General features: G+C 39.9%; 13 protein-coding genes and 1 CRISPR repeat array (1 of these 14 cut by a window edge). Of the genes, 11 read left to right on the forward strand and 2 right to left on the reverse strand.

Annotated elements, in window-relative coordinates; translation table 11 throughout:
* Window positions 1–97 precede the first annotated feature (97 nt).
* The 7 genes from NT175_06230 to NT175_06260 all read left to right on the forward strand — a co-directional run bounded on the left by NT175_06230 (window position 98) and on the right by NT175_06260 (window position 7,641).
* A complete protein-coding gene (locus NT175_06230) occupies window positions 98–889 on the forward strand; it encodes a tRNA/rRNA methyltransferase (GenBank protein ID MCX6234309.1) in 792 nt (263 codons plus the stop codon).
* A 4-nt stretch (window positions 890–893) separates the two neighbouring features.
* Window positions 894–2,222 carry a hypothetical protein gene (locus NT175_06235; protein ID MCX6234310.1) on the forward strand — a complete coding sequence of 443 codons (1,329 nt, stop codon included), beginning with the start codon at window positions 894–896 and terminating at the stop codon, window positions 2,220–2,222.
* A gap of 607 nt (window positions 2,223–2,829) precedes the next feature.
* Entirely contained in the window at window positions 2,830–3,162 is a 333-nt protein-coding gene (locus NT175_06240; GenBank protein ID MCX6234311.1) for a cupin domain-containing protein, read from the forward strand.
* A gap of 42 nt (window positions 3,163–3,204) precedes the next feature.
* Window positions 3,205–4,722: an NAD(P)/FAD-dependent oxidoreductase gene (locus NT175_06245; protein MCX6234312.1), complete on the forward strand. Its 1,518-nt coding sequence runs from the start codon at window positions 3,205–3,207 to the stop codon at window positions 4,720–4,722.
* A gap of 65 nt (window positions 4,723–4,787) precedes the next feature.
* Entirely contained in the window at window positions 4,788–5,282 is a 495-nt protein-coding gene (locus NT175_06250; GenBank protein ID MCX6234313.1) for a VOC family protein, read from the forward strand.
* A gap of 8 nt (window positions 5,283–5,290) precedes the next feature.
* Window positions 5,291–6,145 (forward strand): 4-hydroxy-3-methylbut-2-enyl diphosphate reductase, encoded by an 855-nt coding sequence (locus tag NT175_06255; protein MCX6234314.1) that lies wholly within the window; start codon window positions 5,291–5,293, stop codon window positions 6,143–6,145.
* Between the two features lie 272 nt (window positions 6,146–6,417).
* Window positions 6,418–7,641, forward strand: coding sequence for an MFS transporter (locus NT175_06260; protein MCX6234315.1), 1,224 nt, complete (start codon window positions 6,418–6,420; stop codon window positions 7,639–7,641).
* Between the two features lie 136 nt (window positions 7,642–7,777).
* On the opposite strand, the gene NT175_06265 is transcribed toward NT175_06260, so the two are convergent.
* Entirely contained in the window at window positions 7,778–8,842 is a 1,065-nt protein-coding gene (locus tag NT175_06265; protein MCX6234316.1) for a YCF48-related protein, read from the reverse strand.
* Window positions 8,843–9,104: 262 nt separating this feature from the next.
* Between NT175_06265 and NT175_06270 the strand changes: the two genes are divergently transcribed.
* Window positions 9,105–9,890, forward strand: coding sequence for a Fic family protein (locus tag NT175_06270; protein MCX6234317.1), 786 nt, complete (start codon window positions 9,105–9,107; stop codon window positions 9,888–9,890).
* A 22-nt stretch (window positions 9,891–9,912) separates the two neighbouring features.
* Here the strand turns inward: NT175_06270 and NT175_06275 are convergent, their stop codons facing one another.
* Window positions 9,913–11,133, reverse strand: a complete 1,221-nt coding sequence (locus tag NT175_06275; GenBank protein ID MCX6234318.1) for an ATP-binding protein — start codon at window positions 11,131–11,133, stop codon at window positions 9,913–9,915.
* Between the two features lie 102 nt (window positions 11,134–11,235).
* Here NT175_06275 and NT175_06280 point away from each other — a divergent pair, with 102 nt between their 5' ends.
* The 3 genes from NT175_06280 (at window position 11,236) to NT175_06290 (ending at window position 12,101) form a co-directional block, all read left to right on the forward strand.
* Window positions 11,236–11,403: a hypothetical protein gene (locus tag NT175_06280; GenBank protein ID MCX6234319.1), complete on the forward strand. Its 168-nt coding sequence runs from the start codon at window positions 11,236–11,238 to the stop codon at window positions 11,401–11,403.
* A gap of 198 nt (window positions 11,404–11,601) precedes the next feature.
* Complete coding sequence (locus NT175_06285; GenBank protein MCX6234320.1) at window positions 11,602–11,838, forward strand: hypothetical protein; 237 nt, start codon at window positions 11,602–11,604, stop codon at window positions 11,836–11,838.
* Between the two features lie 32 nt (window positions 11,839–11,870).
* Window positions 11,871–12,101, forward strand: coding sequence for a hypothetical protein (locus NT175_06290; protein ID MCX6234321.1), 231 nt, complete (start codon window positions 11,871–11,873; stop codon window positions 12,099–12,101).
* Window positions 12,102–12,150: 49 nt separating this feature from the next.
* Window positions 12,151–13,194: direct repeats of the CRISPR family, unit length 46 nt; unit sequence GTTGTGAATTGCTTTCAGATTGTATCTTTGATATAGGAAACACAGC (it continues 826 nt past the right edge of the window).

Here is a 13,194-nt window from a genome sequence, read left to right on the forward strand (position 1 = left end):
TTGCCAGTAGAATTTAAGATTTTATTTAATTTTAACGTTCAACCTGAAACCTGTGACCTGTGACCTGTGACCTGTAACCTGTAACCATTAATCCCTCATGCACATCCATTTCATCCTGGTCAGTCCGGCTGTACCAGAAAATATCGGCGCGGCGGCGAGAGCGCTGAAGACGATGGGATTCAGCTCATTACGGCTGGTCAATCCTATTAATTATCCGGATGAAAAAGCATTATGGCTGGCTCACGGATCGGATGAGATACTTCGCAATGCCCTCATATTTACCTCCTTTGAAGAATCTATCCGTGATATTGATTTTATTATTGGCACCACCTCAAAAAAAAGAAAGATCAAGCACAATAATTATACACCTGAAAACCTGTTGGATATCATTCAAAATAAAGGGCAATCTGTTAATGCGGTGGCTATTGTTTTCGGGTGCGAAGAATCGGGTTTGACAAATACCGAATTACAATGCTGCCATATCCTGACCAGTATTCCGATGAAAGTATCTTATCCTTCACTGAATCTGGCACAGGCAGTCATGATTTACGCCTATGCGCTATCTCCCCTATCTCTTAAAATTGATGAAAATCATAAGCAGGCTGTCAATAAGCTTTCCTTCAATATTCTAAAACATAAGGTGGATGACATACTGGAATTCATCAACATAAAAAAGAATCCGGCGTTGCATAGCCGCATCATGGAGCGGCTTGACCTGCTTGGAGAAGAGGATATTCACCTCCTGCACTCCATTGTGAACAGTATCAATAAAAAAATTGCCGGCCGGGCTTCACATTCTACAGCGAGCTGCAAGGAATTTAATCACACCACCTCACCCCCTACACCCCCTCTCCTCCAGGAGAGGGGGACGGGGGGTGAGGCCAATTAAGGACATGAAACTGATAAACCGCTATATCACGATCATAATTCCGGTGTTGTGCTTACTATATTCAGTAAAAGTCAACTGGGGTGAAGGACAATGGCCACGGCTGATCCAGTCGGATGGCAAAGGTTATTATGCCTGGTTACCGGCTTTTTTCATCTATCACGACTTGAATTTTGGCTTTTATGAAAAAACCGAGTTACAAAACTCCTACGATAAAAACAGGATATTCGATTACCGCATATTTCATGAAGGTCACACTCTGAATAAATTCACCTGTGGAACAGCGTTGTGCCTCCTTCCATTTTTTCTGGCCGCACACCTGCTGACCATCATTTTCGGATATCCAGCCGACGGGTATTCACAATTTTATGCAATTTTTGTAAATATTGGAGCTTTATTCTACCTTTTTGTCGGGCTCTATTACCTGAAAAGGATTCTTGAATCCCTTAAATTTGAAGCCGGGATAATCAGTCTAATACTCACGGCTATTGTTTTTGGAACCAACCTGTTCTATTATGTGATTGGAGAGCCTTCCATGTCACACCTCTATTCATTCGCGGCTATCACGTTATTTATCTATTCATTGAAAAGCTATTTCCGGTCGCCATCATCAAAATGGCTTTTCTTCATAGCCATAACATTGGGTATTATCGTGTTAATCCGCCCGGTGAATACGATTATTGCCGCATCCATTCCATTCATTGCCGGAGATGGTGAACGTTTGAAAAATGCCATAAGATATGGGCTCAGCAACCTTAAAGCTTTGATCCCTTCAGTACTTGTTTTTTTATCTGTAATTTTTATTCAGCTGGTTTTATTTAAGATCCAGTCGGATGAATTTTTGGTTTATACCTATCCCGGTGAGAAATTTAACTTCGCACACCCACATATCCTTGAGATACTTTTCAGTTATAAGAAGGGGCTGTTTCTTTACACTCCGGTATTCCTTATTTCGATGTGTGGCTTTATCTGGTTATTCAGGAAAAACCGTTTTGAAGGATGGAGCCTTCTTGGTTTTTTCGCCTTGCTGATCTATATTTTTTCCTCGTGGTGGAACTGGTGGTATGGAGGAGGCTTCTCATCACGGGTTTTTGTGGATTACCTGCCTTTTTTTTCCATTCTTCTTGGATATTCCTTCAATCTTTTCATGACCAGGAAAATCCGAGTAATATTTATCACCTTAATTTTTCTTCTGATTATGTTATGCCAGGTGCAAACTCTTCAATACCGCTATCTTCATATTCATTGGGAAGAGATGACAAAAGAAAAATATTGGGATAGTTTTTTAAGGATAGACCGGATTTTAAAAGAGAAATCCGATTCTAAAACAAATTAAAAATAATCGCATGCACGATCACTCCAGAGAAAGATTATTGCGTACCGTTAGTGAAGGCAGGGAAGCATTCGGAAAAGCCAAAAATCGATTTTATAAAGCGTAAGCGGAAAGAAGGCCTGCCTCACCCCCGCTTGCCATTCAAAAATAGAATATCCAGCACAGCCGTATTCAGCAAATGATTAAATGTTGCAGGATCTTCAAGCTGAATGAAATGTCCTACACCCTTCATGGGGATCATCTTATAGTTTTTGGTCAGTGCCCGGTGAGAGGGGGTGAAGGGGGTGAGGTTAATTTTATAGCCCCGAAATTAGCTAAATTCGTGAGAAAATATACTGCCGGCATCTTAAATCTTTATGACTACTTTATTTACTTTTGCTTACCGAATCATATCATACAAAATCAAGACAGGAACGAAATCACATAAGAAAAATGAGACCGTCGCCAAGTAAACATACAAACAAATCAGTCAGTATGAACCTCAGAGCAAGCTCTGGACTCAAATTCCGCAACAAACTGCGGGGTATTTAACCAAATCACCTCACCCCCTTCACCCCCTCTCCTGTGGGAGAGGGGGACGGGAGGTGAGGTCAATAAACTCCTCCTAATTATGCCAATCGCTAACTTAAAAGACCAGAAAGAAATTGAGATCATCCCGGGATATTTTGTGAAATTCATCCACGGTGAACAGATGACAACTGCCCATTTCAGGATCATGGCCGGAGCAGAAACGCCAGAGCATTCTCATCCGCATGAACAGGTATCGAATATCATCAGTGGCCGGTTTGAACTCACCGTTGATGGCACTCCCTACATCCTTGACAAAGAGAAAGTTTTTCTCATACCTTCAAATGTAAAGCATAAAGGAAAAGCCCTCACGGATTGCCGGATTATTGATGTTTTTTCTCCGGTAAGGGAAGATTACAGGAAATTATCAAAATGATCGCACTAAAACGATTCTCCAATTCACTAAAATGATCATGCTATGGAAGAAAAAAAAGTGGTCATCATTGGCGCTGGTATAGCAGGGCTGTCAGCCGGATGTTATCTGCAAATGAATGGTTATCGCACCGAAATTTTCGAAATGCATTCCTTGCCCGGAGGATTTTGTACATCCTGGGAACGCGACAACTATATCATTGATGGATGTATTCACTGGCTTGTCGGCTCCAGTCCGAATGACCCCTTGTACAATCTCTGGAATGAACTGGTCGACATGAAAAAAATACATTTCATTGATCCGGATCTTTTTATGAGGGTTGAAGATGATCAGGGGCATTATATCGATTTTTTTGCCGATATTGATAAACTTGAGAAGGAACTGCTGGATAAAGCTCCTGAAGATAAAAAGTTTATTAAGACCTATTGCAGGAGCATACGAAGATTCACGAAATTCAATGTTCCCAGTGAAAAAACCGAGGAATTGTATAATTTCTCCGATATGCTAAAGATGACTTTCAAAGTGATGCCCTATATAGGCGATCTCATGAAATGGGAGCGTATAAGTATCAATGACTTACTTCCTGAAATCAAGAATCCCTTGCTACAAAAGACTTTTAAGCACCTGTTCGTGAATGAGATGTCGGTCATTTTCCTGATCTTCACTTCTGCCTGGTTACACAAGAAAACCGCCGGATATCCCGTCGGAGGATCACTTAATTTTTCAAAGCACATTGAAAAAAGATTTCTCGAATTAGGAGGCAAAATACATTACAACCAGAAAGTAAGCAAGATCCTGACAGAAGGAAACGGTAAAACAGACAAAGCCTCAGGAATTCAATTGAAATCAGGTGAAACACACAGTGCCGACATTGTTATTTCGGCTGCCGACGGGCACTATACTATTTTTGAAATGCTGGAAGGAAAATACATTGATAAAACCATAAAGGGGTATTATGATAATTATCTTCCCTTTTCATCCTATGTCCAGGTCGCATTGGGAGTGGCACGCACATTTGAGGATACGCCTGATTGTATTGTGATACCAGCCCAAAAGCCCATTGTCATTGATGAGAATCACACAGCGGATACGGTGGATGCGCGCATCTTCCATTTTGATCCGACTCTGGCTCCTGCCGGGAAAACAGTCATCATTGCCCTCTTTCCAACTTACAACTACCAGTATTGGGTTGAACTCAAAGCGAGGGATCTGATAAAATATAAAGAAGAAAAAAACCGTATTGCAAAGGAAGTGATCGAGGTTCTTGATGCGCGTTTCGGATCTGTCAAAGACAAACTGGAGATGATTGATGTATCAACGCCATCAACTGTGATACGGTATACAAACAACTGGCGTGGCAGCTTTGAAGGGTGGGTGCTTACTCCTCATTTAGGCTTCAGAGGTCTTAAAAAGACACTCCCCGGCCTCGATAATTTCTATATGGCCGGGCACTGGGTCATACCCGGTGGCGGCCTCCCCGCCGCTTTAATGAGCGGAAGAGGAGTCACACAGATTATTTGTAAAACAGATGGGAAAAAATTTAAAACTGAATCGTTCGGATAATGATTCGTCAGGTATGCACGTGTCAGGTAGCATGATTAATCCTAATTCATAATATTCCGGGAAAGATGAAAAAGAAAATCGTTTGTTTCATAATGTGTATAGTTTTCTTGTTCCTTTTAATATCCCCAGGCCTGAAAGCACAGGTTGATATTGACAAACTGTCGATAAAGCCCTATCTCGTTGCCATTGTGGTCAGCGATGCAAAAAAAACGATCAACTGGTATGAGCAAAACCTCGGATTCAAAACCTTCAAGGTTTTCGAACTTCCGGAATTCCGGGGCAAGGTGTATTTTATCAAGCGTGGCGACTTCCAGATCGAGGTTATTGAAAATGACAAGTCTCTTCCAAAACAGGAAATGACCTTGCCCGAAGGGATTGAATTTCTTCAGGGGTACCTGAAATTAGCTTTTTTCACCGACGATCTGGATGGACTCACCAAACAGCTCAAATACAACAAGGTCTATATACTCATCGATATCACCAAAGATCCATTATCAGAGTTCAGGTTCATTCTTATTGAAGATAATGAAGGGAATACAATACAGATATACGGCACTTAATATATCAGATGACAAACAGATTGAATCTTAAAGTCGAGATCGACAGCAGTTCAGGATTCTGTTTCGGGGTGACCAGTGCCATTAAAAAAGCTGAAGAGATCCTCGATAAGCAAGACAAACTCTACTGCCTTGGCGAGATCGTCCACAACGAGGAAGAGATCAGGCGGCTGGAAAAAAAAGGACTGATTACCATTGACAGGGAACAACTAAAAACACTGCATGGACAAAAAATCCTGTTCAGGGCTCATGGTGAGCCTCCCTCAAGTTATTATATCGCCAAAATGAATAATAACGAGATCATTGACGCCTCCTGTCCGATCATTCTGAAGCTGCATAATAAAATTAAAAAATCGCATGGCCAGGATGAGCATATTTTTATTTTCGGCAAAAAGGACCACCCAGAGGTCATCGGGCTTAATGGCCAGATAGAAAATAAAGCTGTTGTCTTTGAAAAAATCGAAGATCTTGATATTAACAAAATGCCGGCAAAAATCACCCTTTACAGCCAAACGACGAGGAGCCTGGATGAATTCCACGACATCATCAGTTATTTGGAACGCTCGGGAATTACGGTCATTGTCAAAGACTCGATTTGCCGCGCAGTATCAAACCGGCAGTTTGAGTTGAAAGACTTCTGCAGGAAATATGACAAAATCATTTTTGTGGCCGGAAAACACTCCTCAAACGGAAAGGTGCTATTTAAGATCTGCAGGGAGCAGAATCCGATGACCTTTTATGTAAGCTCCCCTCAGGAGGTTCAGCGTGACTGGTTTTCGCCAGGTGACACCGTAGGCATCAGCGGAGCAACATCTACGCCTATGTGGTTGATGGAAGACGTCCGTCAGATCTTGCTATCCTATTGATCATTTTATTCCCTGGTAGATTTAATCATATGCACAATAAGACCACACAAAATCTGAATCATGAGGAAGCCGAGGTGAACAACAGGCCGTTCTGAATTTCTTTGACGGCATCACCACAATGTACATTGCGCTTAAGTAAGCATAATGAAGAAATCACCTCACCCCCTTCACCCCCTCTCCTGGAGGAGAGGGGGACGGGGGGTGAGGCCAATTAAAACTTGTAGCATTTAATCTGAGGACATCCGGATAATAAGGTTATTCAACATTTCAGAATGCCATACCTCAAAAAAAATAGCGGTAGCAGAGCGTCAGATGAGTCACAGTCTTTTGCAGCCGTTTCTCAGGCCGGAGAAAGTGAATCCAAAAAGACGCTGCGAACATTCGCAGCGGCTTCCTTTTTAAATGACATGGGTTCCGACATCATTTTCCCGATCTGGCCATTGTTTGTCACCTCCGTTCTGAATGCCAATATGGCTGTCTTGGGATTTCTCGATGGCCTCGGCGAGGCCTTGGTTTCCCTCTCACAGGCAGCATCAGGATACATTTCCGACCGGATAAGGCGAAGAAAGGTATTTGTATGGACTGGATATCTGTTTGGCTCAGCATCTCGCATAGGCTATGCCTTTTCAACTCTCTGGCAACACCTGATCCCTTTCAGGATACTCGACAGGGCAGGAAAGATAAGAAGTGCTCCACGCGATGCCATCATCGCTGATATTTCCACCGGTCAAAACAGAGGCAGGAACTTCGGACTCCTGAGAACTATGGACAACCTCGGTGCTGTGGTCGGGATAACGCTTTGCATCGTGTTATTCAATATTCTCGGCTATAAGAAGCTTTTCCTCCTGGCAGCCATACCATCGTTTATCGGCGCATTGCTTGTGATATTTCTTATCAAAGAAAAAAAAGAATCGAAGATCAAAATCTTCAAGGGGATATCGTTTAAGGATCTGGACCGGAATTTCAGGTTATTCCTGGTCCTGAGTGCGTTCTTTGCCCTTGGGTCATTCAGCTATTCGTTTCTGCTGATCTTTGCCAAAGATGCAGGTTTTAAGACAGGATTTGTTCCTGTTCTTTATCTCATTGCCACAGCCGTAGCATCCATAGTTTCATTACCCTTTGGCAGGTTGTCGGATAGAATTGGCCGGAAAAAGGTACTCATGTTCTCTTTCATCCTCTGGGGTATCCTCAGCCTGGTCTTTATCCTTCTGCACAGTCATGCAGCCATTATCGGAGCCTTTGTCATATACGGACTGCATAAAGGAGCCATAGAGCCGGTTCAAAAGACCTTTGTCGCCGAGCTGTCTCCATCGCAGTTCAGGGCCAGCACACTGGGCGGCTTTCAAATGGTCGTCGGCTTATGCGCCCTGCCTTCTTCATTTTTTGCAGGCCTGTTATGGGATAAAATCAATCCCATCGCTCCCTTCTGCTTTTCACTGGTACTGACCATCATTGCAGTGCTGCTGCTAGTTTTCGTAAAAGAAAAAATTCAATGATCATTGATTTGAGTATGAAAGCCAGGCTAGCTGATGACGAAAAAATTGCAAACGGTGATGTTTCGGCAAGTATTGAAAATACGAAGCGCAAGGAAGAAATGAAACGACTTTTGATTTACTTTTTAAGACTACCTTATTATTCCTTTATAAACGATATTTTATAAAGAGGAGAGTTGCAATGGTATTTTAATTCCCAAAGGTTTCCACCATTGGAAGTTTTGATGATTTTCCCTTCCGGTGGCCAGCCTGCCGACTGACCTACTATCAAAGCAAGTTGATCATCATAATTATCTATTCCAACCAGAAACATATTTCCGGGACCAGCGCTTTGCTGTTGAATCCAGGAAGTTCCACCATCTTTTGTAATATAAATCCCATCCAAATCAAAAGCCCCCCACCAGGTTTGTTCATCCAGCATCTTAAGATGGTTAATGTCTGCTCCTCCCACACCACCTGTGATTAACGAATCATTTTTCCAGGTTGCTCCTCCATCCGTAGTAAATGCATAATGTGATTTACATCCATAGACCACGATATGATCAGCGCCAGAACTGGTAACATCTATCCACTCATGTTTATTGTAATTATCAGCAAGTACAATAGAATCCCATGTTGTCCCCCCGTCAAGTGTAAAGGCAATAAAACCAATCATATCCTTCTTTGCATTTATACCTCCTGCAACATATACCATCTGTGAATTAACAGCACAAATGCCCTGCATTAATCCCTTGTGAAAAAATGAGGTATCATACAGCACCCATGTATATCCACCGTCAGTTGAATTATACACAACTCCGTTTGCTCCACTAATCCATATATTGTTTTTATCAACAATAGATATACACATAAGTTCCGGATTACCCGGGATATCCTGAGCCTGGACCCGTGTCCATGTCTGACCTCCATCTGTTGTTTTTAAAATTACATTCTCTGAACATACTGCCCATACATTATTTTCATCGAGAGCCCAGACATCCTCTACATCTATTCCCTTTAAAGCCTGAGAACCTCCTCCCTGTCTTGTCCATGTATCACCCCCGTCATTTGAGAATAGAATCATTCCATATGTTGTACTGTCCTGTGCCCCAACTGCCCAGGCATAATTTTTTCTTGTGGGAGTGTCATTATCTTTTTTACAGCCGGTTGATAAAGCCATTAAGATAACAATGATGAAACTAAGGTAAAAAAGTAGCTTTTTCATGATCTTGGTTTATTTAATTTATACCATTCATTAAACAAATATATTATTTTTTTCGCATTTTTAATTTATTGATCAGGAGACAATGATCAATGATCAGGGATCAAACATCAATGACCAATGAACAAGGATCAATGATCAGTATTAAAATGACCGTAACCAATTATTGATCACTGATCATTGTTCATTGATCATTGTTCATTGATCATTGTTCATTGTTCATTGATCATTGTTTATTGTAATTTTGTGTATCAACACTAGGCGTATGAAAACACTGAAACTTAAATTAATACCGACCCTATATTTTTCAGAGTACGAAAAGACACTTGAAGCAGATCCGGTAAAAGCCATCAAAAGGATAGAGAAAAAGAAAATCACCCTTGAAAATTTTCATTTCTATTTTTCAAGTTCTGCAGTGTTCTCCTCTAACATTGAAGGTAATCCGATTAACCTGGATACATATTGGAAGAACCAGGAATTTAAGCATCTTAAAAAAACAAAAGACTTAAAGGAAATTGAAGATCTCGTGGTCGCTTATGAATTTGCCAGAAAAAATTTATTGACGATCAGTAGCTTACTGAAAGCTCATGAATTATTATCAAAGTCTTTTCTTATCAAAAGTAACAGAGGTAAATTACGCAGTCAGAAAGTCGGAGTATTTAATGAGAAAGGACAACTGGTCTATCTGGCTATTGAGCCGGAACTTGTGGAGGCTGAGATGAATAAACTTTTCTCTGATATCGGGCAGTTAGAAAATGTCAAGCTTGGGACTCTTCAGGTATTATATTTTGCTTCAATGATACATTTAATTTTTGTCAAAATTCATCCTTTCATGGATGGTAATGGCAGAACAGCCAGGCTACTGGAAAAATGGTTTTTAGCTGAAAGACTTGGGGAGAAAGCCTGGTATATTCAATCCGAAAGATATTATTGGAGGCATAGGGCAAAATATTATAAAAACGTTCACTTAGGAGGCCACTATCATGTTCTGAATTATGATCTTTGTATTCCATTTTTAAAAATGATGCCGGAAAGCTTACTTCAAAAATAATCCTGACCATTGCCATTATAAATTAGAATTCAAGGGTTAAAAACTTTTTTAATTGCACATGCTGAATTCCTTCATGGCTATCCCATTTTACTGCATCCATCGTCACGACATATTTAGGAAAATTATCCCTGATCAGCAGAAGATTGCCAAATTCTCTTTCGAATACCGTGTCATCACTGATCTGATAGGCTACCTGCACATAAATTCTGGCGCCATCCTTTAAACAAATAAAATCTACTTCCCTATTCTTTTCAAGGCCAGTATATATTTCATAATCATTGGCTTTCAGATGAAGCAAAACGGCATTTTCGATGACTTTATTAATATCACCCGGTAAGAAACCTCTTATAGCATGCCTGAGACCCAAGTCATTAAAATAGTATTTCTCCCCGCTCTCGAAGATCTTTTTTCCCTGGAGGTCACTTCGTTTCAATAAATGAAGAAGAAATGAATCAGTGATATGCTTCATATATTCAAGCACCAGGTTGGGCGGAATGCGGATTCCCTGCGATTTAAGGTAATCGCTGATGCTCTTGGCAGAAAATAAAGAGCCGGTATTATCGGCAATAAAAAAAACCAGGTCTTCGAGGAACCGCGAATTGCGAATATTATGCCGTTGAATAATATCTTTATATAAAATCGTGGAATAGATATTACGGATATATTCAAAAACAATGTTTTCGGTAAGTTCAAGATTAATCAGATAAGGGAGGCCACCAAATTTCAGATACTTAAAAAGAGCATCATCTGAATTTTCAAGATGATGAAAATCCAGGAATTCAGCAAAGGACAGGCTATGAATCCGGATGTCAATATGCCGGCCGCTCAGTTTTCCTGCAATATCCTGTGAAAACATGGATGCATTGCTGCCGGTAATCCAAATATCCCATTTCTTTTCAGCAAGCAGGCTTCGTAATGCATCTTCAAAATTTTCAATGTCCTGCACTTCATCTACCATCAGGTAGTTGAGACCTGAGCTTTTCTTATCCTTCAGGTAGTTAAGCAAGTCCTGGTCGTTCCTGATTTCCCTGAATTCATTTAACTCTTTGTTGATATACTGAATATTTGCGTCCGGATCTTTCTGCAGGATATGATCCGCTAACTGAAACAGCATATAGCTCTTTCCCACCCGACGCTGTCCGGTGAACACCTTGATAATTTCCTTATCCAGGTATGCAAACGATTTGTCGAGGTACTTCTGCCTTGTTTTTAAGCCGTCAGGAATATATTTTTGAACATTCATTATAGATATAGCTAAAACTTATTGCAAATATAATAAATGTTATAGATATAGCTAAAATAATAATTAATTTTATGAAATAAAACATTGACCAATATTCAGATCATGCAATTAAAGAAATTCACACCATCAAAAGCCAAGCTTCCCAATGACGAAAAGATTGTCGGTGGCGATGTTCCTGTTGGTATTGGAAACCAGGAACGTAAAGAAGAAATGAACCGGCTCTATGAACGAGTTCACAGAAAATTTCAGAGTAAAAAGATAAAGAAATGATTGTTAGCGAAATAGATAATGGAAGATTTATTTAGGAAAATGCCCGTATATAAATTGCTTTAAGATTGTATGCTTGACATAGAAAACACAGGGCGAAAAGCCAAAGCATTACCTATATTTTGTTGCACTGCTGCACTTATCTTTATGCAACAGAGTAACGGCTTTTTATTTTATAGTAATTTTACAAAAAAATAAGCTATGGACACATTGATCATACACCTTGAATCGAAGGCAAGTAAAACTAAAGTCAAAGAAGCGGTAAGAATGCTTAAAGGTGTCAAAGATGTAACAGATAAAATCACACAAGCCGATTTTGAAAGCCTGGCGGATGAAAGGCTTATACTTGAAATTAAAAAGGCTGAACAAAGTGAATTATTTGGGTACGAGGAATCAAAAAAACGTCTTACCGCAATCCGGAAAAAACTAATAAAGTGATCATACAGACATCAAAACACTTCTGGAACGATATGTTAAAAATTAAAAATATTGAAGTTCTGGATGAAGTTGAAGCCGCTTTAGATTTTGCCAAATCCTGTAAAAGCGTAAATGAAATTCCTGGATTTAAACCATTAGCTCACCATTCTGGTTATGGCCGAATAACAATAGCTGCCTACCGGATTGGTGTAAGATATTCGAAAAAAAATATAATATTTTATCGAATTTTACATCGGTCGATTATTTACAAACTCTTCCCATAAGCCCGATTTATATTTAATTAGCCCTATTATCACTAAATGGTTCAATATCGTTGTGAATTGCTTTCAGATTGTATCTTTGACATAGAAAACACAGCTACCTTTGTGGTTGTGAGTGCTGTGGTTGCGTTGTGAATTGCTTTCAGATTGTATCTTTGATATAGGAAACACAGCAGGAAATGCTGCAACAGTAACGACAAATGCGTTGTGAATTGCTTTCAGATTGTATCTTTGATATAGGAAACACAGCTTCGTGTTTACCATCCAAATCATAATAATAGTTGTGAATTGCTTTCAGATTGTATCTTTGATATAGGAAACACAGCTGGGTTTTGTATTGCATATTCAGGCCAGTAGTTGTGAATTGCTTTCAGATTGTATCTTTGATATAGGAAACACAGCAAATTTAGTCTTTGGTGATGCTGTTTTTATGTTGTGAATTGCTTTCAGATTGTATCTTTGATATAGGAAACACAGCAGGAAATGCCGCAACGGTGACAACAAACGCGTTGTGAATTGCTTTCAGATTGTATCTTTGATATAGGAAACACAGCCCTTTTTGATTTGAGTATAATAAGCTTTCAGTTGTGAATTGCTTTCAGATTGTATCTTTGATATAGGAAACACAGCACGCCAGCCTTTAACCATATCTGACTTGTTGTTGTGAATTGCTTTCAGATTGTATCTTTGATATAGGAAACACAGCTTCCCAAAATTTACAGGGGATATTGTCTTCGTTGTGAATTGCTTTCAGATTGTATCTTTGATATAGGAAACACAGCGTAAAAGCCGAAGCTGAACAAGATGCTTATGTTGTGAATTGCTTTCAGATTGTATCTTTGACATAGAAAACACAGCTTCGATATTGAAATTATGGAGGATATATGAGTTGTGAATTGCTTTCAGATTGTATCTTTGACATAGAAAACACAGCTAAAACCTGTCAGCCTGGATAGCCTGTATAGTTGTGAATTGCTTTCAGATTGTATCTTTGACATAGAAAACACAGCGGAAATGTATTTTACAGGTCTGCCATTAGGGTTGTGAATTGCTTTCAGATTGTATCTTTGACATAGAAAACACAGCGAATAACGCC

The organism is Bacteroidota bacterium (assembly GCA_026391695.1).
GTDB lineage: Bacteria > Bacteroidota > Bacteroidia > Bacteroidales > JAGONC01 > JAPLDP01.

Bases quoted from the DNA above. Each gene is read 5' to 3' on its own strand.
- NT175_06270 (MCX6234317.1), top strand. From the start codon at position 9,105: ATGAAAACACTGAAACTTAAATTAATACCGACCCTATATTTTTCAGAG.
- NT175_06260 (MCX6234315.1), top strand. From the start codon at position 6,418: ATGCCATACCTCAAAAAAAATAGCGGTAGCAGAGCGTCAGATGAGTCA.
- NT175_06240 (MCX6234311.1), top strand. From the start codon at position 2,830: ATGCCAATCGCTAACTTAAAAGACCAGAAAGAAATTGAGATCATCCCG.
- NT175_06265 (MCX6234316.1), bottom strand. From the start codon at position 8,842: ATGAAAAAGCTACTTTTTTACCTTAGTTTCATCATTGTTATCTTAATG.
- NT175_06290 (MCX6234321.1), top strand. From the start codon at position 11,871: ATGTTAAAAATTAAAAATATTGAAGTTCTGGATGAAGTTGAAGCCGCT.
- NT175_06255 (MCX6234314.1), top strand. From the start codon at position 5,291: ATGACAAACAGATTGAATCTTAAAGTCGAGATCGACAGCAGTTCAGGA.
- NT175_06230 (MCX6234309.1), top strand. From the start codon at position 98: ATGCACATCCATTTCATCCTGGTCAGTCCGGCTGTACCAGAAAATATC.
- NT175_06285 (MCX6234320.1), top strand. From the start codon at position 11,602: ATGGACACATTGATCATACACCTTGAATCGAAGGCAAGTAAAACTAAA.
- NT175_06280 (MCX6234319.1), top strand. From the start codon at position 11,236: ATGCAATTAAAGAAATTCACACCATCAAAAGCCAAGCTTCCCAATGAC.
- NT175_06235 (MCX6234310.1), top strand. From the start codon at position 894: ATGAAACTGATAAACCGCTATATCACGATCATAATTCCGGTGTTGTGC.
- NT175_06275 (MCX6234318.1), bottom strand. From the start codon at position 11,133: ATGAATGTTCAAAAATATATTCCTGACGGCTTAAAAACAAGGCAGAAG.
- NT175_06250 (MCX6234313.1), top strand. From the start codon at position 4,788: ATGAAAAAGAAAATCGTTTGTTTCATAATGTGTATAGTTTTCTTGTTC.
- NT175_06245 (MCX6234312.1), top strand. From the start codon at position 3,205: ATGGAAGAAAAAAAAGTGGTCATCATTGGCGCTGGTATAGCAGGGCTG.